We start from the raw sequence: 21,432 nt of genomic DNA on the forward strand, positions 1-21,432 counted from the left end.
TCATACGTCACCTCTCGAAACGACCGCACCGTCGGACACGGCGCCGGGAGCCGGGGGCGTGCCGCCGGGGGAGGGGGCTTGGCCTTCCGGGGCGGGGACGCTTGGCGGGGCGGGTGTGCTTGCCGGTGTGGGGCTGCCTTGTGGGGCGGCTCCGCTTGTTGATGCGGGTCCGTCTGCCGGGGTGGTTCCGTCCGCCGGGGCAGCCTCGCTTGCCGATGAGGCCCCGCCCGTCGGAGGCACCCGGCCCCCCGCAGCGGCCCCACTCCCCGAAACCGCCCCCTCCGCCAACGGCAACCGCACCTCGAACACCGCCCCACCCCCGTCGGCCTCCGTCACCGAAAGCACCCCTTGGTGCCGGATCGCGGCCTGACGTACGAGGGCCAGGCCCAGACCCCGGCCCCCTGGCCCGGCCGGCTTCGTGGAGAAGCCGCGTTGGAACACCGTCTCGGCGAGCGCGGGGTCCACACCGGTGCCGGTGTCGGACACCCGTAGCACCAGTTCCTCGCTCTCGGCGTACGCCGTCACCGTCACCCGTGCCCCCACGCTTCCCTGCGCCGCGTCCACCGCGTTGTCGATCAGGTTGCCCAGTATGGTCACCAGGTCCCGGGCGGGCAGGGAGTCCGGCAGCAGGCCGTCGTCCAGCCGGCTGTCCTCCGATACGACCAGTTCCACGCCCCGCTCGTTGGCCTGTGCCGTCTTGCCCAGCAGGAGTGCCGCCAGCACCGGCTCGCTCACCGCCGCCACGACCTGGTCGGTCAGCGCCTGTGCCAGCTCCAGCTCGGCGGTCGCGAACTCCACCGCCTCCTCGGCGCGGCCCAGCTCGATCAGCGAGACCACCGTGTGCAGCCGGTTCGCCGCCTCGTGCGCCTGCGAGCGCAGGGCCTGCGTGAAGCCCCGTTCGGAGTCCAACTCGCCCATCAGGGACTGGAGTTCGGTCACATCGCGAAGGGTCACCATCGTGCCGCGCCGCTCGCCGCCGGACACCGGGGACGTGTTCACCACCAGCACGCGTTCCGCCGTCAGATGGACCTCGTCCACCCTCGGCTCCGACGCCAGCAGCGCCCCGGTGAGCGGGGCGGGCAGCCCGAGCTCCGCGACCGACCGCCCCACCACGTCACCCGCCACCCCGAGCAGCTCCCGCCCGCCGTCGTTGATCAGCGCCACCCGGAACTGCCCGTCCAGCATCAGCAGCCCCTCACGCACCGCGTGCAACGCGGCCTGGTGATAGTCGTGCATATGGCTCAGCTCGGCCGCGTTCATGCCGTGGGTGTGCCGCCGCAGGCGCGCGTTGATGACGTACGTCCCGATCGCGCCCAGCGCCAGTGCCCCGGCCGCCACCCCGATCAGCGCCGTCAGCTGGTCCTGCACCCGCTTGCTGATCGCCTCGACCCGGATGCCGGCGCTGACCATCCCCACGATGTGCGCCGGATCCCGTCCCCCGTCGTAGATCGGCACGACCGCCCGCACGGACGGCCCCAGCGTGCCGGTGTACGTCTCGGTGAAGGGCTCCCCGCGCAACGCCCGCGCGGTGTGCCCGCGGAAGTGCTGGCCGATCTGGTTCTCGTCCGGGTGCGTCCAGCGGATGCCCTTGGGGTTCATGATCGTGACGAAGTCGACCTCGGCGTCCCGCTGGACACGCAGCGCGTACGGCTGGAGCTCGGCCGTCGGGTCCGCGGTGCGGATCGCCTCCCGCACGGACGGCGCGTCGGCGATCGACTGCGCCACCGCCTTGGCCTGACGACCGGCGGCGTCCTCGGCCTGGCCGGTGTCGCTGACGTAGGTGAAGATCGCGTACCCGGCGACGAGCACCGCTATCAGCACGGCCTGCATGGCGAAGAGCTGGCCGGCCAGGCTGCGGGGTCGCGGGGCGGGGATGCGCATGTCGTCAGTCTGCCTCGCTGGCTGATTGTGAACTAAATGAACGGAAGGGTGACCGCCCTCACACCGCGGGAGATAGTCACCGCATCGCTGAAAGACGACCCCGTCCCCCGGGGCTCGGCAGCCGATCAGTGACCCCCCCCACCCCGGACGTGAGCCGCACGCCGGTGACAAAACCGACGAAGACGTCAAGGAGGGCAGCCGTGGCCGCCGCCAGTTCCCCCGATACGGCACCTGCCGCACCCGTCGCCAAACGGGACCGCACGCACTACCTCTACATCGCGGTGATCATCGCGGTCGCCCTCGGTATCACCGTGGGTCTCGCCGCCCCCGACTTCGCGGTCGAGCTGAAGCCCATCGGTACGGGCTTCGTGGCGCTGATCAAGATGATGATCTCGCCGATCATCTTCTGCACGATCGTCCTGGGCATCGGCTCGGTACGGAAGGCGGCCAAGGTAGGCGCCGTCGGCGGTATCGCGCTGGTCTACTTCCTCGCGATGTCGCTGGTCGCGCTCGCCATCGGCCTCGTCGTCGGCAACATCCTGGAGCCGGGCACCGGCCTCGCGGTCACCGACGCGATCAAGGACGCCGGTCACGCGCAGGTCGATGCCGAGGCCAAGGACACCACCGAGTTCCTGCTCGGCATCATCCCGACCACGATCGTCTCCGCCTTCACCTCGGAGTCGGTCCTGCAGACCCTGCTCGTCGCGCTGCTCGCCGGTTTCGCGCTCCAGGCCATGGGCTCGGCCGGGGAGCCGATCCTGCGCGGTGTGCAGCACATCCAGCGGCTCGTCTTCCGCATCCTCGCCATGGTGATGTGGGCCGCGCCGATCGGTGCCTTCGGCGCCATCGCCGCCGTCACCGGTTCCGCCGGTCTGGACGCGCTGAAGAGCCTCGCCGTGCTGATGCTCGGCTTCTACGTCACCTGCTTCCTCTTCGTCTTCATCGTGCTCGGCACGCTGCTGCGGATCGTCGCGGGCCTGAACATCCTCACGTTCTTCAAGTACCTGGGCCGTGAGTTCCTGCTGATCCTGTCGACCTCCTCCTCCGAGTCGGCGCTGCCGCGCCTCATCGCGAAGATGGAGCACCTGGGTGTCAGCAAGCCGGTGGTCGGCATCACCGTCCCGACCGGCTACTCCTTCAACCTCGACGGCACCATGATCTACATGACCATGGCGTCCCTGTTCATCGCCGACGCCATGGGTACGCCGATGTCGATCGGCGAGCAGATCCCGCTGCTGCTCTTCCTGCTGGTCGCCTCGAAGGGCGCGGCCGGTGTGACGGGCGCGGGTCTGGCCACCCTCGCGGGCGGCCTCCAGTCACACAAGCCCGCCCTGGTGGACGGCATCGGTCTCATCGTCGGCATCGACCGCTTCATGAGCGAGGCCCGCGCACTGACGAACTTCGCGGGCAACGCCGTCGCCACGGTGCTGATCGGCACCTGGACGAAGGAGATCGACCGCGGGCGAGTCGACCAGGTGCTCGCCGGTGAGATCCCGTTCGACGAGAAGACGCTCCTGGACGACCACGCCGCGGCGCCGGCCGAGGTGCCGGAGCAGGGCGGGGAGAAGGAACTCGCCAAGGCCTGAGCGCGCCTCCGGGAGGGCCGAAGGAACCTTCGGCCCCCACCCGCTCCGGATGTCCGGCCCCGCCTGAACCGGGGCCGGGCGTCCGGCCATCCCGCTCCGGGCGGCTGAGTTGCTCCCCCGTCTCTCAGCCGCCCGGTCACCCCCGGCCACGGACCGTTCGCCCCCGGCCGCCCAAAATCCTTTGACCCGCCGGTCGCCGAGCCGCACGCTGGAGGCCCTGATCCGGGCTGACCACCAGGAGGCGGGCATGGCGGAAGAGGCGTCACCCCTCGCACGCGAGCGCGAAGCATCACCCCCCACGCAGGACCGGGATACATCCGCCGTCTCGATCGACCAAGTGAACGATCTCTTCTACGAGTTCCTGACGGCGGTCGCCCGCGCGTCGCGCAAGGACCAGGAGGACGGCCGTAACCTCAGCACACGGCTGATGGCCCACCTCGGCTCCACCCCCAGCGACCGACCGGTGGTCAAGGCGGCCTACGCGCCCTACGACCTGCCCAACGTCCACCTCGCCCTGGAGCGCTGGTTCGGCGCCGACCCCGCCCGCTCCTTCGAGCTGATCGGGCTGCGCGGCGCCCAGCACCACGGCGATCTGACCCTCGGCGACATCCTCGACGCGGCCGACCGCTACGACCGTTTCGTGATCGGCGCCGTCGACTACGCCCACCTCCCCGTCGCGCCCGATGTCGAACTGGCCTGTGTCTCCTGCGGGTTCTACCTCGGCCGGGACGGCGACGAACGCTTCGCGGTGCTGCTGCGCGGACCGCAGGACGAGTACGGACGCAACAAGGTGGAGGTCGAAGTCCTCGCGCGGGACAAGGAGTTCGCGGACGCTCTGCTCGCCGGGCTCGACACCCTCGTACGCGAGCACAACGTCTTCCGCGGCCAGGTCCTGTCCTTCGAGGGCTCTGAGTTCGGGCGCGGTCTCGGCCCGTTCCGCTTCCACCGCAGGCCCGAGCTCACCCGCGACGACATCGTGCTGCCCACCGGCCTGCTCGAACGCCTGGAACGCCAGGTCATGGGCGTCGCCCGACGCCGTGAGCAGCTGCGCGCGGCGGGCCAGCACCTGCGCCGGGGACTGCTGCTCTACGGCCCGCCCGGCACCGGCAAGACCCACACGATCCGCTATCTGCTCTCCCGCCTCCCGCAGTTCACGGTGGTGATCCTGGCCGGCACCGGCATCTCCGCCATCGCCCCCGCCTGCGCCCTGGCCCGGATGCTCCAGCCGGCGCTCGTCGTCCTGGAGGACTGCGACCTGATCGCCGAGGCCCGTGACTACGGCGGTGGCGACCAGCCCCTGCTCTTCCAGGTCCTCAATGAGATGGACGGCCTCGGCGACGACGCCGACGTCGCCTTCCTCCTCACCACCAACCGTGCCGACCTGCTGGAGCCGGCCCTGATCCAGCGCCCCGGCCGCGTCGACCTCGCCCTGGAGATCCCGCTGCCCGACGCCGAGGGCCGCGCCCGCCTTCTCGACCTCTACGGCTCCGGCCTCGGCCTCGGCAAGGAGATCGCGGACGAGGTGGTGACCCGTACGGAGGGCACGACGGCCTCGTTCACCAAGGAGCTGGTACGGCGCTCCGTACTGATCGCGGCCGAGCACGAGTCCCCGCGCACCCGGCCGGACGACGTCCGCGCCGCCCTCGACGAACTCCTCTCCGACCAGGACCGCCTCACCCGCCGCCTGCTGGGCGTACGGGACTCCGAGGCACCGGACCCGGGACGCTTGCCCTGACGTCGGCGTCAAGGCTTACGTTCGTACACATGCGAATCGGCGAGCTGGCCGCACGGGCCGGGACCACGACGCGCACGTTGCGCTACTACGAGTCGCGGGGGCTGCTGCCCGCGCGGCGCAGCGGCAACGGGTACCGGACGTACGACGAGGACGACCTGAAGCTGCTGCGGCAGATCAGGACGTTGCAGGACTTCGGGTTCGACCTGGAGGAGACCCGGCCCTTCGTGGACTGTCTGCGGGCCGGGCACCCGGAGGGCGACACCTGTCCCGCCTCGCTCGCGGTCTACCGGCGCAAGCTGGACGAGCTCGACGCGCTGATCGGCGAGCTGCAGGCCGTACGGGCCAAGATCGGCCTGCGGCTGGCGGCGGCCGAAGGGGAACCACCACTGTGCGAACTGGGAGGGCAGGACTTGTGATCAAGGCGGCAGGCGTGACCGAGGTGACGGACACGGACTTCGAGGCGGAGGTGATCGGAGCGGAGCTGCCGGTGCTGGTGGAGTTCACCGCCGACTGGTGCCCGCCGTGCCGGCAGATGGGGCCGGTGCTCAGTGCCCTGGCGGCGGAGGAGGGGGAGCGGCTGAAGGTGGTGCAGCTGGACGTGGACACCAACCCGCTGACCACGAACGCCTACAAGGTGCTGTCGATGCCGACCTTCATGGTCTTCCGGGGCGGTGAGCCCGTGAAGGCGATGGTGGGGGCGCGGCCCAAGCGGCGGCTGCTGGAGGAACTGTCCGACGTGCTCTGATCCGGCCGGTCTCTCCGGAATACAGAAAAATCCCTCGAGCAATTGCGCTCGGGGGATTTCTTTGCGTATATTCAATGGTTCGTGACTTCAAGAGGATTGAGTCGCGAAGAAGTTCAGTGAGCACAGTATATCCGGGCGGGAGCGGAATTGTCAAACACCGAATTTCAAGACGATGAATTGCGTCGCGAGCAGGAATTCATCGACGGCTTGTACGTACGCGTGGACGCGCTGCGCGGTGACACCGAGACCTCCGTGACGGATGCGCTCGCCCAGGGCAACACGCCCATGCAGGCCCGGCTGGAGCGGGACATCCTGGTCGCCGAGCGCGCGGGGCTGCTCGCCGCGCTGAACGCCGTGGACGGGTCGCTGTGCTTCGGCCGGATCGACCTCGCCTCCGGTGTCAGCCACCACATCGGCCGGATCGGTCTGCGCACCGAGGACGCCGAGCGCACGCCGATCCTGATCGACTGGCGCGCCGATGTCGCCCGCCCCTTCTACCTGGCCACCGGTCACACCCCGATGGGGCTCAGGCGCAGGCGGCACATCACCACCAGCGGCCGTACGGTCACCGACCTGCACGACGAGATCCTCGACCTCGGGGACCAGGAGCGGACCGGCCACGAGGACCCGACCGGTGACGCCGTGCTGCTCTCCGCGCTGAACTCCGCGCGCACGGGCCGGATGAGCGACATCGTGCAGACCATCCAGGCCGAGCAGGACGAGATCATCCGGGCGCCGCACCGCGGGGTGCTGGTGGTGGAGGGCGGTCCGGGCACCGGCAAGACGGCGGTCGCCCTGCACCGCGCCGCGTACCTTCTCTACGAACACCGCGAACTGCTCGCCCGGCGCGCGGTCCTGATCGTCGGCCCCAATCCCGCCTTCCTCGGCTACATCGGCGAGGTCCTGCCCTCGCTCGGCGAGACGGGCGTGCTGCTGGCCACGGTCGGCGAGCTGTTCCCCGGTGTGCGGGCGACGGCGAGCGACACGCGCGCTGCGGCCGCGGTGAAGGGGCGGGCCGACATGGCCGACGTGCTCGCCGAAGTCGTACGCGACTGGCAGGCGCTGCCCGATCCGGTGATCGCGATCGAGCACGACCGCGAGATACTGATGCTCGACGACGATCTCGTACGGGTCGCCCGCGAGCGCACCCGGGCCGCGAAGCTCCAGCACAACGCGGCGCGCGAGCACTTCGAGGGGCACATCCTCAACACGCTCACCGAGCTGTACGCGGAGCGTGTCGGCACCGACCCGTTCGACGGCAGCAGCCTCCTCGACGCGAGCGATGTCACCCAGATCCGCGACGAGATCGCCGGGAACCCCGAAGTCTGGGCGGCCATCGACCAGTTGTGGCCGCGGCTGACCCCGCAGCGCCTGGTCGCCGACTTCCTCGCCGACCCCGTCGGCCATCTGTCCGACGAGGACGCCGCCGCCATCCGCCGGCCCGTGACGCGACAGTGGACCGTGGCGGACGTACCGCTGCTGGACGAGGCCGCCGAACTGCTCGGCGAGGACGACCGGCTGGCGCGGGCGCGTGCGGAGCACGAGCGGGAGACCCAGGTCGCGTACGCGCAGGGCGTGCTGGACGTGTCGTACGCCTCGCGTACCTACGAGTTCGACGACAAGCAGGACGAGGACAGCGAGATCCTCTCCGCGCACGACATCATCGACGCCGAGCGCTTCGCCGAGCGCCAGGAGGAGGACGACCACCGCAGCGCGGCCGAGCGGGCGGCGGCCGACCGGACCTGGGCGTTCGGGCACATCATCGTCGACGAGGCGCAGGAGCTGTCGCCGATGGCCTGGCGGCTGCTCATGCGGCGCAGCCCGACCCGCTCGATGACGCTGGTGGGCGATCCGGCCCAGACGGCGGAGGCGGCGGGCGTCGGCTCGTGGGGAAAGATCCTTCAGCCGTACGTCGAGGACCGCTGGGAGCACACCCGCCTGGGCGTCAACTACCGCACGCCGGTCGAGATCATGGAGCTGGCGGCGGGGGTCGTACGGGCGGAGAACCCGGACTTCGAGCCGCCGAGCTCGGTGCGCTCGACCGGGGTACGGCCCTGGGTCCGCGCGACCGACGACCTGCCGGACGCCGTCGCCAAGGCGGTCGGGGAACTGACCCCCACCGAGGGCCGTCTCGCCGTCATCGCACCGCGCCACCTGCACCGCAGGCTGGCGGCCCGCCTGGACGGGGTGACGGCCGGCGCGGAGCCCGACCTCACGCAGACCGTCGTACTCCTCGACCCGCGGCAGTCCAAGGGCCTGGAGTTCGACTCGGTGCTGGTGGTGGAGCCGGGGCTGTACGGCACGAGCGACCTGTACGTGGCGCTGACCCGCGCCACTCAGCGGTTGGGGGTGCTGCACACGGGCCGGCTGCCGCGGGGCCTGGCCGAGGGTTCACCGCTGTCGGGGTGACGTGGGTGCCGGGCGGACTGCGCGACCAACCGCCGTCGGCGGCTGGTCGCGCAGTTCCTCCCCGCTAGGCGGGGCGTAGCCAGACCGTCGCCAGCGGTGGCAGCGTCAGCCGGATGCTCGCCGGGCGGCCGTGCCAGCTCTGCGGCTCCGGCTTGATCGCGTCGGGGTTCGTGACGTCGCCGCCCCCGTACCTCGCCGCGTCGGTGTTCAACGCCTCGTACCAGGCAGGGACGTCCTCCGGCACCCCGAGCCGGTAGTCGTGCCGGACCACCGGCGACAGATTCGACACCGCCAGCAGCGGAGCGCCCTCCGCGTCGTGGCGCAGGAAGGCGAAGACGTTGTCGTCCGCCGCGTCGCCGACGACCCACTGGAAGCCGGACGGATCGGTGTCGCGCTGCCACAGGGCCGGCGTGTGGCGGTAGACCGTGTTCAGATCGCGGATCAGGTCCCGCACCCCGCGGTGGTCGGGCTCCGCCCCGTACGCCGGATCCAGCAGCCACCAGTCCGGCCCGTGCGCCTCCGACCACTCGGCGCCCTGCGCGAACTCCTGCCCCATGAAGAGCAGTTGCTTGCCGGGATGGGCCCACATGAAGCCGAGATACGCCCGGTGATCGGCGCGCTGCTGCCACCAGTCGCCCGGCATCTTCGACACCAGTGAGCGCTTGCCGTGCACCACCTCGTCATGCGAGATGGGCAGGACGTAGTTCTCGCTGTACGCGTACACCATCGAGAACGTCATCTCGTTGTGGTGGTACTTGCGGTGCACCGGCTCCTTGGCCATGTACTCCAGCGAGTCGTGCATCCAGCCCATGTTCCACTTCAGCCCGAAGCCCAGCCCGCCGAAGCCGCCGGGGCCCGCCACATGCGTCGGGCGCGTCACGCCGTCCCAGGCCGTGGACTCCTCCGCGATCGTCACGACCCCCGGCACCCTGCGGTACACGGTGGCGTTCATCTCCTGGAGGAACGCCACCGCGTCCAGGTTCTCCCGCCCGCCGTGCTCGTTCGGCACCCACTGCCCCGGCTCGCGCGAGTAGTCCAGGTACAGCATGGACGCCACCGCGTCCACCCGCAGCCCGTCGATATGGAACTCCTCGCACCAGTAAAGGGCGTTGGCGACAAGGAAGTTGCGCACCTCGCGCCGGCCGAAGTCGAACTCCAGCGTGCCCCAGTCGGGGTGCGCGGACCGCAGCGGATCCTCGTGCTCGTACAGCGGACGCCCGTCGAACTCGGCCAGCGCCCAGTCGTCGCGCGGGAAGTGCGCCGGCACCCAGTCCATCAGCACGCCGATCCCGGCCTGGTGCAGGGCGTCGACCAGGTACTTGAAGTCGTCCGGCGTGCCGAGCCGGGCCGTGGGCGCGTAGAAGCCGGTGACCTGGTAGCCCCACGAGCCGCCGAAGGGATGCTCGGCGACCGGCATCAGCTCGACATGCGTGAAGCCCAGGTCCTTCACGTACGCCGGGAGCTGCTCGGCCAGTTGGCGGTACGTCAGCCCGGGGCGCCAGGACGCCAGATGGACCTCGTAGACCGAGAACGGCGCCTCATGGGCCGGCACCGACGTGCGCCGCTCCAGCCACTGCGCGTCGCCCCACTCGTGCTGCGAGGCGTACACGACGGAGGACGTGTTGGGCGGGGCCTCGGTCCGGCGGGCCAGCGGATCCGCGCGCAGCGTCTTCGAACCGTCCGGCCGGGTGATCTCGAACTTGTACAGCTCGCCCTCGCCGATGTCGGGCACGAACAGCTCCCAGACGCCGGTGCCGCCGAGCGAGCGCATCGGATACCCGGTGCCGTCCCAGAAGTTGAAGGTGCCGGCCAGGGACACACCCCGGGCGTTCGGCGCCCACACCGTGAACCGGGTGCCGGTCACGCCCTGGTGCGTCATCGGCTCGGCACCGAGCGCCCGCCACAGCTCCTCGTGCCGCCCCTCGCCGATCAGATGCAGATCGAGCTCGCCCAACGCGGGCAGGAAACGGTAGGCGTCCTCGGTCTCCTGGACCGACCCCTCGTACGCCACCAGGAGCCGGTAACCCGCCGGCACCTCCCGCAGCGGCAGCAGTCCCGAGAAGAAGCCGTCCCCGTCGTCGTGCAGTTCGGCCCGCAGGCTGCCGGCGACGACGGTCACCGACAGGGCGTACGGCCGGAAGGCCCGGAAGGCGACGCCGCCGGGGACCGGATGTGCGCCGAGGACGGAATGCGGGTCGTGGTGGGTGCCGGACAGGAACCGGTCGCGCTCGCCGGCGTCCAGGGCCGGGGAGACGGCGACCTCCATGGGCCGGTCCGGCTTCGGGACCGCCTTCTGTGCCGGGATCTTCTTCTGCGCCGCCTTCTGCGCAGGAATCTTCTTGGCGGCGGCCTTCTTGGTCGCGGTGCTCTTCGACGCCGGGCCCTTGGAAGCCGTGCCCTTCGACGCCGTGGCCTTGGCCACCGCGGTCTTCGCTGTGGCCTTCTTCGTGACTGTCTTCTCGGCGGATGCCTTCTTTGCCGGGACCTTCTTCGCAGGGGCCTTCTTCTCGGCAGTCTTCTTCGTGGCAGCCTTCTTCTTTCCGGCCGCCTTCGCCGTCGCCTTCTTCGCCGTCCCCTTCTTCACGGCCTCCGCGGCCTCCGCGGCCTTGGTCGTCGCCCTTTTGGCGACGCTCGTCTTCTGGACCGACTGCTCGGCCGTGTTCTCGGGTTCCGAACCGCTGGAGGGAGTGGTGCGGGGCGTCACGGGCGGGGCCTCCTAGGCGAAGGTGGAGCGGGGGGAGTGGAGGAAGTGGGTGTGCCGGCGTCGCTGGCGAGGCGGTGTATCGCGGACATCGGTACCGGGAGCCAGTCCGGGCGGTGCCGGGCTTCGTAGACGACCTCGTAGATCGCCTTGTCGGTCTCGTACGCACGCAACAGCACCGGTTCGGTCCGCGGATCGGAGCCGCTGACCTGCGCGTAGCCGGTGCAGTACGCGGCCCGGCAGGCCTCGGCCCAGCCCGGCAGCGGCAGTTCGGCGGAATGGGCGGCGTAGTCGAAGGAGCGGAGCATCCCGGCGACGTCCCGTACCGGCGGCTGTGGCATCCGCCGCTCGGCCAGCGGCTTCGACGGCTCGCCCTCGAAGTCGATCAGCCACCACCGGCCGCCGGGCGAGCGCAGGCACTGCCCGAGGTGCAGGTCGCCGTGGATGCGCTGGGCGGTCCAGGTGCAGCCCTCGGCGGCGAGTTCGGCCAGCGCCTCGAAGGCGGAGCGCAGACCGGGCGCGTACGGCCGTAGCGCGGGCACCGCCTGGGCGGCCGCGTCGAGCCGCTCGACCATGCCGTCGACCAGCTGCTGCACCTGCGTGTGGCCCAGGCTCACGGTAGGCAGCGTACGCGCCAGCGCCATGTGCACCTCGGCGGTCGCGCGCCCCAGTGCCCGCGCCTCGGCGGCGAAGTCCTCGCCCTTGGCCAGCTCGCGCAGCGCCAGCTCCCAGCCGTCCGCCGCGCCCTGCACGAAGGGCTGGAGCACGCCGAGGACATACGACTCGCCGCCCAGCTCGGCCCGGAACCACGCCGTCGGCGCGGGTACCCGGTCGCAGCCCTCGCCGGCCAGCGCCAGTGGCAGCTCCAGGTCGGGATTGACGCCGGGCACGACGCGGCGCAACAGCTTCAGGATGAACGTATCGCCGTAGACGACCGACGAGTTCGACTGCTCGGAGGTGACCAGGCGCGGCACCAGAGCGGACCGGATCTCCTGGCTCCCGTCCCGTTCGAAGCGCAGCGCGCCGATGCGGGCCCCGGTGCGCAGGGCCTCGAGGAGCAGATCGGCGGGACGGGGGTCGTAGAGGGCGTCGTACACCGTGCGTCCGGTGAGCGGGCCCTCGGCCACGTGTCCGATCAGCGCGGGCGCCAGCCGCGGCGGCAGCGCCTCGCGCTCGCCTATGACGAGTTGGTAGCAGTCGGCGGGCTGCTCGGGGGCGCCCGGCACGGGGGCGACGGGCTGATGGGCGCGCACCAGCAGGTGGTACAGGCCCAGTTTGCCGCCGGGCGGCAGCAGCTCGGTGGCCGCGACCAACGTGAATCCGGTGACCGGACGTCCCTTGCCCGCGAACCAGCGCTGCCGTGGCAGCCACTCCCGCAGCAGTGGATCCAGTGACGCAAGGAGGCCGGGCGGGATGGTGACGGTACGGGTGACGGCTTCCGACATGGCGTCGCGTCCTTTCCCCGGGGGGTCGGGGTGTTACTTCTGCGTGCCCCGGGCGGGGCGGTGGAAACCGCCCCGCCGGGCTCTCAGGCGGCGTCCTTGCGCAGCCGGAACCAGTAGAAGCCGTGGCCCCCGAGGGTCAGCAAGTACGGGAGCTCACCGATGGCCGGGAATCGCACCCCGCCGAACAGTTCGACGGGATGTCGGCCGTTGAACCTGCGCAGATCGAGTTCCGTCGGCTGCGCGAACCGCGAGAAGTTGTTGACGCACAGGACGAGATCGTCCTCGTATTCGCGCAGAAACGCGATCACGGCCGGATTCGACGACTGCAGTTCGGTGTACGAGCCGAGTCCGAACGCCGGGTTCTGCTTGCGGATCTCGATCATTCGGCGGGTCCAGTGCAAAAGCGAGGACGGCGAGGACATCGACGCCTCGACATTCGTCACCTGGTAGCCGTAGACCGGGTCCATGATGGTCGGCAGATACAGCCGTCCCGGATCACTCGACGAGAAACCGGCATTGCGGTCCGGGGTCCACTGCATCGGGGTGCGGACGGCGTCGCGGTCGCCGAGCCAGATGTTGTCGCCCATGCCGATCTCGTCGCCGTAATAGAGAATCGGCGAGCCGGGGAGCGACAGCAGCAGGGCGGTGAAGAGTTCGATCTGGTTGCGGTCGTTGTCCAGCAGGGGTGCCAGCCGGCGGCGGATACCGATGTTGGCGCGCATGCGGGGGTCCTTGGCGTATTCCGCCCACATGTAGTCGCGTTCCTCGTCGGTGACCATCTCCAGGGTCAGCTCGTCGTGGTTGCGCAGGAAGATGCCCCACTGGCAGCCGGAGGGAATGGCCGGGGTCTTCGCGAGGATTTCCGAGACCGGGTACCTCGATTCCCTGCGCACCGCCATGAAGATGCGCGGCATGACGGGGAAGTGGAACGCCATGTGGCACTCGTCGCCGCCGCTGGAGTAGTCGCCGAAGTAGTCGACGACGTCCTCCGGCCACTGGTTGGCCTCCGCCAGCAGCACCGTGTCCGGGTACTGGGCGTCGATCTCCTTGCGCACCCGCCTGAGGAACTCGTGGGTCGCGGGAAGGTTCTCGCAGTTCGTGCCTTCCTCGGCATACAGATACGGCACCGCGTCCAGTCGGAAGCCGTCGATTCCAAGGTCCAGCCAGAACTTCAGCGCCGAGAGGATCTCCTCCTGCACGGTCGGGTTCTCGTAGTTCAGATCCGGCTGGTGGGAGAAGAAGCGGTGGAAGAAGTACTGCTTGCGGACCGGGTCGAAGGTCCAGTTGGAGGCCTCGGTGTCGACGAAGATGATGCGGGCGTCGGCGTAGGCCTTGTCGTCGTCGGCCCAGACGTAGTAGTCGCCGTAGGGGCCGTCGGGGTCCTTTCTGGACTCCTGGAACCACGGGTGCTGGTCGCTGGTGTGGTTCATGACGAAGTCGATGATGACCCGCATGCCCCGCTGGTGGGCGGAGTCCACGAAGTCCACGAAGTCGGCGAGGTCCCCGAACTCCGGCAGCACGGAGGTGTAGTCGGAGACGTCGTAGCCGCCGTCCTTGAGCGGTGACTTGAAGAAGGGCGGCAGCCACAGGCAGTCGACGCCGAGCCATTGCAGGTAGTCGAGTTTGGCGGTGAGGCCTTTGAGGTCGCCGACGCCGTCGCCGTTGCTGTCCTGGAAGGAGCGGACCAGGACCTCGTAGAAGACGGCGCGCTTGAACCAGTCGGGATCACGATCCTTGGCAGGAGTGTCCTCGAAGGTGTCCTGAACGGGCTCGTTGACGATCATTTTGTGGGTGACCCTCCGATCTGCGGGGAGGACGGTCGCAGAACACGAAAGATGTGCGCGGGCGCGCGGCCCGGCTCGAGGCGCACATAGTTGGCCCTGCCCCAGTGATAGGTCTCGCCGGTGAGCTCGTCGCGCACCGGCACCGACTCGTGCCATTCCAGGCCGAGTTGCGGCATGTCCAACGAGACCGTGGCTTCCTGGGTGTGGTGCGGATCGAGGTTGGCGACCACCAGAACCGTGTTCGAACCCTCCCGTTTCGAGTACGCGATCACCGCTTCCTGGTCCGCGTCGTGGAAGTGGAGGTCACGCAGTTGCCGTAGGGCCGGATTCTCGCGCCGGATCGCGTTGAGGCGGGTGAGCAGGGGTGTGATGGTGCGTTTTTGGCGTTCGGCGGTTTCCCAGTCGCGGGGGCGGATCTGGTATTTCTCCGAGTCGAGGTATTCCTCGCTGCCGGGGCGCAGGGGGGTGTTCTCGCAGAGTTCGTAGCCGCTGTAGATGCCCCAGGTGGGGGAGAGGGTGGCGGCGAGTACGGCGCGGACCTCGAAGGCGGGGCGGCCGCCGGTCTGCAGGTAGGCGTGCAGGATGTCGGGGGTGTTGGCGAAGAAGTTGGGGCGCATGTAGGAGGCGGCCTCGCCGGAGAGTTCGGTGAGGTATTCGGTGAGTTCCTGTTTGGTGTTGCGCCAGGTGAAGTAGGTGTAGGACTGCTGGAAGCCGGTCTGGGCCAGGGTGTGCATCATCGCGGGGCGGGTGAAGGCCTCGGCGAGGAAGATCACGTCGGGGTCGGTGCGGTTGATGCCGTCGATGACGTGCTGCCAGAACAGGACGGGTTTGGTGTGCGGGTTGTCGACCCGGAAGATCCGCACTCCGTGGTCCATCCAGTGCCGCAGGACGCGGCTGGTTTCGGTGATCAGGCCGTCGAGGTCGGCGTCGAAGGCGATGGGGTAGATGTCCTGGTACTTCTTCGGCGGGTTCTCGGCGTGGGCGATGGTGCCGTCGGGGCGGTGGTGGAACCACTCGGGGTGTTTGTCGACCCAGGGGTGGTCGGGGGAGCACTGCAGGGCGAAGTCCAGGGCGATCTCCAGGCCGAGTTCGCCGGCCCTGGCCACGAAGCGGTCGAAGTCGTCGAGGGTGCCCAGGTCGGGGTGGACGGCGTCGTGGCCGCCCTCGGGGGAGCCGATGGCCCAGGGCACGCCGACGTCGTCGGGGCCGGCGGAGAGGGTGTTGTTGCGGCCCTTGCGGAAGGTGGTGCCGATGGGGTGGATCGGGGGGAGGTAGACGACGTCGAAGCCCATCGCGGCGATGGCGGGCAGCCGTCGGGCGGCGGTCTCGAAGGTTCCGTGCGGGCGGGCGGGGGTGCCCTCGGAACGGGGGAAGAACTCGTACCAGGAGCCGTACAGGGCGCGTTCACGCTCGACCAGCAGCGGCAGCGGATCCGACGCCGTGACCAGATCCCGCAATGGACAACGCCCCAGCACGGCATCGACGTCGGGCGTCAGCGCCGCCGCCAACCGCCAGGCGGCCGGCCGGTTCTCGTCCCGCAGCGCCTCGACGGCCGCGACGATCACCTGCCGCCCCTCGCTGTCGGACACACCGGCGGCGGCGCGCTCGTACAGTCGCGCGCCCTCCTCCAGCACGAGCTCCGTGTCCATTCCGGCCGGGATCTTGATCTGGGCGTGGTGCCGCCAGGTGCTGACGGGATCGCCCCATGCCTCGACCCGGTAGGTCCAGTGGCCCGGCTCGCCGGCGGTGACCTCGGCGCCCCAGCGGTCGGTGCCGGGGGCGAGTTCACGCATCGGCGTCCATGGCCCGGGACGGCCGGCGGGGTCGGTCAGCACGACATTGGCGGCCACGGCGTCATGGCCCTCGCGGAACACGGTCGCCGAGATCTCGAAGCTCTCGCCGGTCACCGCCTTCGCGGGCCGGCGCCCGCGCTGGACGATCGGGCGGACGTCGAGAACCGGTATGCGCCCGACGCCGCCGGCCGTGTCGGTCGCGGAGGGTCGCTCCGGAGCCGGCGGTCCTGGGTCGGCGGCGGTGGCGCGGGGGGCTGGGGGTGCGTCGGTGCGAGGCGTCGGGGGTGAGGACGACTGGTGGTGCATGGCGGGCATGACCGCTCCTGTCCGCGTCAACTTGGGTGGGCGGATGGCTGTGGGGAGGTTGGTCCTGCGTGGTGCTGTGTCGATATGCGGCTCCGCCGCGTGGGGTGTGCGCCCGGGGGCGCACGGGTGGGGTGTACCGGAGGAGCCTTCCCACCCTATTCGGGTGGGCAATCCGGCACTTTGTTAACTACTCACGCGTATGTCTACGCACAAGACCGGCCCCGTTCCTGAGGAACGGGGCCGGTGTTCGCAACTCGGCGTGAAGAGGCCGCTACGAGCCCGGTACCTGCAAGAGTTTGTTCGGTGAGCCGAGCCCGCGGCCGGAGACCTTGCCGGACGCGGCCCGCGCCGTGAGCGCCTTGGCGACCTGTGCGGGCGACGCCTTGCGATGGCCGGCCAGATAGAGCGCGGCCGCCCCCGCGGCGTGCGGCGACGCCATCGACGTACCGGAGTAGGTGGCCGTGCCGGTGTCGCTCGCGTACGCGGCCGAGGTGATCCCGACACCCGGGGCGAACAGGTCCAGGACCGGGCCGAAGTTGGAGAAGCCCGCCCTCGCGTCCCGCTTGTCGATGGCCCCGACGGTGATGGCCTCCTTCACCGCCGCGGGGGAGTACAGGCCCGCCGGCAGCCCGTCGTTGCCCGCCGCGACCGTGTAGGTGACGCCGGACGCGATGGAGTTGCGTACAGCCGCGTCCAGCTGGGAGTTCCGGTAGCCGCCGAGGCTGACATTGGCGACCGCCGGCCTCTTCGCGTGCTTGGTCACCCAGTCGATGCCCGCGATGACATCGGCCGTGCTGCCGCCGCCGGCATTGTCGAGAACGCGTACGGCGACGACCTTGGCGTTCTTGGCCACGCCGTACTGCCGGCCCGCGATGGTGCCGGCGACATGGGTGCCGTGTCCGTTGCCGTCGCTCGCCGTCCTGTCGTCGCCGACGAAGTCCCAGCCATGGCTCGCCCGGCCGCCGAATTCCTTGTGCGAGATGCGGATGCCGGTGTCGATGACGTACACCGTCACCCCGGCGCCCGCGGACTCGGGCCAGGTGTAGCTCTTGCTCAGCGGAAGATTGGCCTGATCGATGCGGTCCAGGCCCCAGGACGGCGGGTTCTTCTGGGTGTGCTCCAGGGTCACGCGCGTGTCCTGGACGACCGAGGCGACCCTGGGGTCGGCCGCGAGCCGTTTGGCTTGTCTCTCGTTGGCCCGGATGGCGTAGCCGTTGAGAACCGTGCCGTAGGTGTGGCTTATTTTCGCCCCGTACTTCTCGGCCAGGCCTTTTCCGGCCGCCGACGGAGCCTTCGTTTCCCCCTTGAGTGTCACCAGGTAACTGCCGCTGACGGAGCCGGGTTCTCCGGCGCCGAGTATCTGCCCCTCCGGTGCGGCGTGCGCGGGCATGGTGGTGGCCGAAAGCGCGGCGACACAGGTCACCGCGGTCAGCCCGCCTGCCCGGCGCAGACGCCGTGTGCGCGTCCGTGCCATGGTGTGAGTTCCCCTCCTCAACTCGGCGCACGGCGGCCGTGGTTCGCCGGGTGCACCCGGTGTGGCCGGTACGCCATCTGTCACCCTCTCGTGATGTGAGAAGTCGCCACAAGGAGGCCTACGGGGGCGGAATCGGCCATATCGTCCATGGCGGATCTGTAAAGGCTGCGGTGTGGTTGCGGTGTTTTTCGGACGTACGTGCTCCCTTCCCTCCTGCTTGACAACCAGTCACCGTCAGTGATGACCGAAAGAACGCACTGTGGTTACGAAGCCCCGCATACCGATACCGTCGGGGGCGATGACGGGACCCACACCGCCGTGGGCCCCCTGCCACGCGCTGCCCGAGGTGAACCGTGAAGGCGATCCGTCGATTCACCGTCCGACCTGTCCTCCCCGAACCCCTCCGGCCCCTCAGCGACCTGGCGCGCAATCTGCGCTGGTCCTGGCATGCGGAGACCCGCGACCTCTTCCAGTCCGTGGACCCCGAGCGCTGGGCCGCCTCGGGCAACGACCCCGTACGGCTGCTGGGCAGCGTGTCGCCCGGACGGCTCGCGGAGCTGGCCGAGGACCGCCACTTCCTGCGCCGGCTGACGGCAGTCGCCGGTGACCTCAACGACTACGTCACCGGCGACCGCTGGTACCAGCACCAGTCCGCCGAACTCCCGGCCGCCGTCGCCTACTTCTCACCCGAGTTCGGCATCACGGCCGCCCTGCCCCAGTACTCCGGCGGCCTCGGCATCCTGGCCGGCGACCATCTCAAGGCGGCCAGCGACCTCGGTGTCCCGCTCATCGGCGTCGGGCTGCTGTACCGGCACGGTTACTTCCGGCAGACCCTGTCCCGGGACGGCTGGCAGCAGGAGCACTACCCGGTCCTGGACCCCAACGAGCTGCCGCTGGCCCTTGTGAAGGAGCCCGACGGCACCCCCGCCCAGGTCTCCCTGGCCCTGCCCGGCGGCAGGTCGCTGCACGCCCGTGTCTGGCTCGCCCAGGTCGGCCGCGTCCCCCTGCTGATGCTCGACTCGGACGTCGAGGAGAACGACCTCGGCGAACGCGGGGTGACCGACCGGCTCTACGGCGGCGGCAGCGAACACCGGCTGCTGCAGGAGATGCTGCTGGGCATAGGAGGGGTGCGCGCGGTGCGGACGTACTGCCGTCTGACGGGTCACCCCGCCCCCGAGGTCTTCCACACCAACGAGGGCCATGCGGGCTTCCTCGGCCTGGAGCGCATCGCGGAGCTGTGCGAGCGGGACGGCCTGGACTTCGACGCGGCCCTGGAGGCCGTCCGTGCCGGCACGGTCTTCACCACGCACACGCCCGTCCCGGCCGGCATCGACCGCTTCGACCGCGAGCTGGTGGCCCACCACTTCGGCCCCGCCGCCGAGCTCCCCGGCATCGACGTCGAACGCATCCTCCAGCTCGGCATGGAGACCTACCCCGGCGGCGAACCGAACCTCTTCAACATGGCGGTGATGGGCCTGCGCCTGGGCCAGCGCGCCAATGGCGTCTCGCTCCTCCACGGCAACGTCAGCCGCGAGATGTTCTCGGGTCTGTGGCCGGGTTTCGACCCCGACGAGGTCCCGATCACCTCGGTCACCAACGGCGTCCACGCCCCGACCTGGGTCGCCCCCGAGGTGTTCCGCCTCGGCGCCCGCCAGATCGGCGCCCAGCGCACCGAGGACGCGATGACCGTCGGCGGCTCGGACCGCTGGGACGCCGTGGGGGAGATCCCCGACCAGGACGTCTGGGAGCTGCGGCGGGTGCTGCGCGAGCAGCTGGTGCTGGAGGTGCGGGAGCGACTGCGCGCGTCGTGGCGCCAACGCGGCGCCGGGACGGCGGAGTTGGGCTGGATCGACGGAGTCATGGACCCGGACGTCCTGACGATCGGATTCGCGCGGCGGGTCCCGTCGTACAAGCGGTTGACGCTGATGCTCAGGGACCGCGACCGTCTGATGGACCTGCTCCTGCACCCGGAGCGCCCGATCCAGATCGTGGTGGCGGGCAAGGCGCACCCGGCCGACGACGGCGGGAAGCGTCTGGTCCAGGAGCTGGTGAAGTTCGCGGACGACCCGCGGGTCCGCCACCGCATCGTCTTCCTCCCGGACTACGGCATGGCGATGGCCCAGAAGCTCTATCCCGGCTGCGACATCTGGCTGAACAACCCGCTGCGCCCGCTGGAGGCCTGCGGCACCTCCGGCATGAAGGCGGCCCTGAACGGCTGCCTCAACCTGTCCGTCCTGGACGGCTGGTGGGACGAGTGGTTCCAGCCCGACTTCGGCTGGGCGATCCCCACGGCGGACGGCACCGGCACGGACCCGGACCGCCGGGACGACATAGAGGCGGCGGCGCTGTACGACCTGCTGGAGCAGCGGGTGACCCCCCGCTTCTACGAGCACGGCCAGGCCGGCCTGCCGGACCGCTGGATCGAAATGGTCCGCCAGACCCTCACCCTGCTCGGCCCGAAGGTCCTGGCGGGCAGGATGGTCCGCGAATACGTGGAACGCCTCTACACGCCCGCCGCGCACGCCCACCGCGCGATGACGGCGGACTCGGCGCGCGAACTGGCAGGCTGGAAGGCACGGGTCCGCTCGGCGTGGCACGACGTGAGCGTCGACCACGTGGAGACGTCCGTGGCGACGGTGACGGCCACGGCGGAACTCGGCAGCACCCTCACCCTCCACGTCCGCGTCGGCCTCGGCGACCTCGCCCCCGACGACGTGGAGGTCCAGGCCGTCTCGGGCCGCGTCGACTCGGAGGACCGCATCGCGGACGCGTCGACGGTCCCCCTGAAGCCGACGGGGGGCCCGGACACGGAGGGCCGCTGGACGTACGAGGGCCCGCTGTCCCTGGACCGGACGGGGCCGTACGGATACACGGTCCGGATTCTTCCGGCACATCGACTGCTGGCGTCGAGCGCGGAGCTGGGGTTGGTGGCGGTGCCTTCTGAGGACTTGGGGGAGGGGGCCGGGGTGTTGCTGCGGTGACGCTCTGACGGGGTCGGGGCGTCTTCAAGGAGGCGGCTGCTTCTCAGTACTCCTCCTTGAACTCCCGCTCGCAGAGCTGCCGCAACGACGCCCCGCACCGCCGCGCATACGCCTGCTGCAAGCCGCGTGTCGCCGCCCCGCCCGCTCGGGTGTACCACTTCGCCGCGCGGCTGAAGGCCCTTATCGTCAGCCAGACCGTGCCGTCCCCCGTGCGCTCCACGAGGAACGCCTCCTCACCGCACTCCGGATGGCCGGGGAGGGTGCCGTACGCCCAGCCGATGCGGCGGTACTCCTCGACCGTCCAGACGACCCGGCAGGGGGCCTTGATGAGGCCGGCGAGGGTGACCGTGACGTCCACCTCGGGGGCCGCGCGCTCGGAGGAGGCGTCGATGCCGACGCCCAGCTCGCGGTGCATCTCCCAGGTCATGACCGCTTCGGCGGCTCTGCGGAAGACGTCCTCGCCCTCGCCGATGCGGGTGCGTACGTGCAGGGGGTGGAAGCCGGGAGGGCAGAAGCCGTTCTCCCGGGTCGCGCCGACGTCGTCGTACGTGAAGGACATGGGGCCCAAGCGTAGAGCGGCACCCGGGGATGC

General features: G+C 70.3%; 13 protein-coding genes. 6 read left to right on the forward strand and 7 right to left on the reverse strand.

Going from position 1 to position 21,432, the window contains the following annotated elements:
* Positions 1-1,881 (reverse strand): ATP-binding protein, encoded by a 1,881-nt coding sequence (locus ACFQ6S_RS27145; protein ID WP_383414959.1) that lies wholly within the window; start codon positions 1,879-1,881, stop codon positions 1-3.
* Between the two features lie 200 nt (positions 1,882-2,081).
* Here ACFQ6S_RS27145 and ACFQ6S_RS27150 point away from each other — a divergent pair, with 200 nt between their 5' ends.
* From ACFQ6S_RS27150 to ACFQ6S_RS27170, 5 genes are all read left to right on the forward strand, one after another.
* Positions 2,082-3,467, forward strand: coding sequence for a cation:dicarboxylate symporter family transporter (locus tag ACFQ6S_RS27150; RefSeq protein WP_383414962.1), 1,386 nt, complete (start codon positions 2,082-2,084; stop codon positions 3,465-3,467).
* A 337-nt stretch (positions 3,468-3,804) separates the two neighbouring features.
* Positions 3,805-5,202 (forward strand): AAA family ATPase, encoded by a 1,398-nt coding sequence (locus ACFQ6S_RS27155; RefSeq protein ID WP_383414965.1) that lies wholly within the window; start codon positions 3,805-3,807, stop codon positions 5,200-5,202.
* Between the two features lie 29 nt (positions 5,203-5,231).
* Positions 5,232-5,618 (forward strand): MerR family transcriptional regulator, encoded by a 387-nt coding sequence (locus ACFQ6S_RS27160; protein ID WP_383414968.1) that lies wholly within the window; start codon positions 5,232-5,234, stop codon positions 5,616-5,618.
* Positions 5,619-5,632: 14 nt separating this feature from the next.
* Positions 5,633-5,947, forward strand: a complete 315-nt coding sequence (locus ACFQ6S_RS27165) for a thioredoxin family protein (RefSeq protein ID WP_383414971.1) — start codon at positions 5,633-5,635, stop codon at positions 5,945-5,947.
* A 177-nt stretch (positions 5,948-6,124) separates the two neighbouring features.
* Positions 6,125-8,356: a HelD family protein gene (locus ACFQ6S_RS27170; RefSeq protein ID WP_383414973.1), complete on the forward strand. Its 2,232-nt coding sequence runs from the start codon at positions 6,125-6,127 to the stop codon at positions 8,354-8,356.
* A 64-nt stretch (positions 8,357-8,420) separates the two neighbouring features.
* On the opposite strand, the gene glgB is transcribed toward ACFQ6S_RS27170, so the two are convergent.
* From glgB to ACFQ6S_RS27195, 5 genes are all read right to left on the reverse strand, one after another.
* Entirely contained in the window at positions 8,421-11,060 is a 2,640-nt protein-coding gene (gene glgB / locus ACFQ6S_RS27175; RefSeq protein ID WP_383414976.1) for a 1,4-alpha-glucan branching enzyme, read from the reverse strand.
* Positions 11,057-12,502 (reverse strand): maltokinase, encoded by a 1,446-nt coding sequence (locus tag ACFQ6S_RS27180; RefSeq protein ID WP_383414979.1) that lies wholly within the window; start codon positions 12,500-12,502, stop codon positions 11,057-11,059. Before ACFQ6S_RS27180 ends, glgB begins: the two co-directional genes overlap by 4 nt.
* Positions 12,503-12,585: 83 nt before the next feature.
* The gene (treS, locus tag ACFQ6S_RS27185) at positions 12,586-14,286 is read right to left on the reverse strand and encodes a maltose alpha-D-glucosyltransferase (protein ID WP_383414982.1); all 1,701 of its coding nucleotides are present in this window, start codon (positions 14,284-14,286) and stop codon (positions 12,586-12,588) included.
* On the reverse strand, positions 14,283-16,394 hold the full coding sequence (locus ACFQ6S_RS27190; RefSeq protein WP_383414985.1) for a maltotransferase domain-containing protein: 2,112 nt from the start codon (positions 16,392-16,394) through the stop codon (positions 14,283-14,285). Before ACFQ6S_RS27190 ends, treS begins: the two co-directional genes overlap by 4 nt.
* A 262-nt stretch (positions 16,395-16,656) precedes the next feature.
* Positions 16,657-17,859, reverse strand: a complete 1,203-nt coding sequence (locus ACFQ6S_RS27195; RefSeq protein WP_383414988.1) for a S8 family peptidase — start codon at positions 17,857-17,859, stop codon at positions 16,657-16,659.
* Positions 17,860-18,212: 353 nt separating this feature from the next.
* On the opposite strand from ACFQ6S_RS27195, the gene ACFQ6S_RS27200 reads away from it, so the two are divergent.
* Complete coding sequence (locus ACFQ6S_RS27200; protein WP_383414991.1) at positions 18,213-20,840, forward strand: glycosyltransferase family 1 protein; 2,628 nt, start codon at positions 18,213-18,215, stop codon at positions 20,838-20,840.
* Between the two features lie 43 nt (positions 20,841-20,883).
* Here ACFQ6S_RS27200 and ACFQ6S_RS27205 read toward each other — a convergent pair whose 3' ends face one another.
* On the reverse strand, positions 20,884-21,399 hold the full coding sequence (locus ACFQ6S_RS27205; protein ID WP_383414993.1) for a DUF1990 family protein: 516 nt from the start codon (positions 21,397-21,399) through the stop codon (positions 20,884-20,886).
* Between the last annotated feature and the right edge of the window lie 33 nt (positions 21,400-21,432).

Source organism: Streptomyces sp. NPDC056479, from assembly GCF_042795335.1.
Classification (GTDB): domain Bacteria; phylum Actinomycetota; class Actinomycetes; order Streptomycetales; family Streptomycetaceae; genus Streptomyces.

Excerpts from the sequence above, each read along its gene's own strand:
- ACFQ6S_RS27145 (WP_383414959.1), bottom strand. The coding sequence starts at position 1,881 with ATGCGCATCCCCGCCCCGCGACCCCGCAGCCTGGCCGGCCAGCTCTTC.
- ACFQ6S_RS27160 (WP_383414968.1), top strand. The coding sequence starts at position 5,232 with ATGCGAATCGGCGAGCTGGCCGCACGGGCCGGGACCACGACGCGCACG.
- ACFQ6S_RS27180 (WP_383414979.1), bottom strand. The coding sequence starts at position 12,502 with ATGTCGGAAGCCGTCACCCGTACCGTCACCATCCCGCCCGGCCTCCTT.
- treS (WP_383414982.1), bottom strand. The coding sequence starts at position 14,286 with ATGATCGTCAACGAGCCCGTTCAGGACACCTTCGAGGACACTCCTGCC.
- ACFQ6S_RS27190 (WP_383414985.1), bottom strand. The coding sequence starts at position 16,394 with ATGCCCGCCATGCACCACCAGTCGTCCTCACCCCCGACGCCTCGCACC.
- ACFQ6S_RS27195 (WP_383414988.1), bottom strand. The coding sequence starts at position 17,859 with ATGGCACGGACGCGCACACGGCGTCTGCGCCGGGCAGGCGGGCTGACC.
- ACFQ6S_RS27205 (WP_383414993.1), bottom strand. The coding sequence starts at position 21,399 with ATGTCCTTCACGTACGACGACGTCGGCGCGACCCGGGAGAACGGCTTC.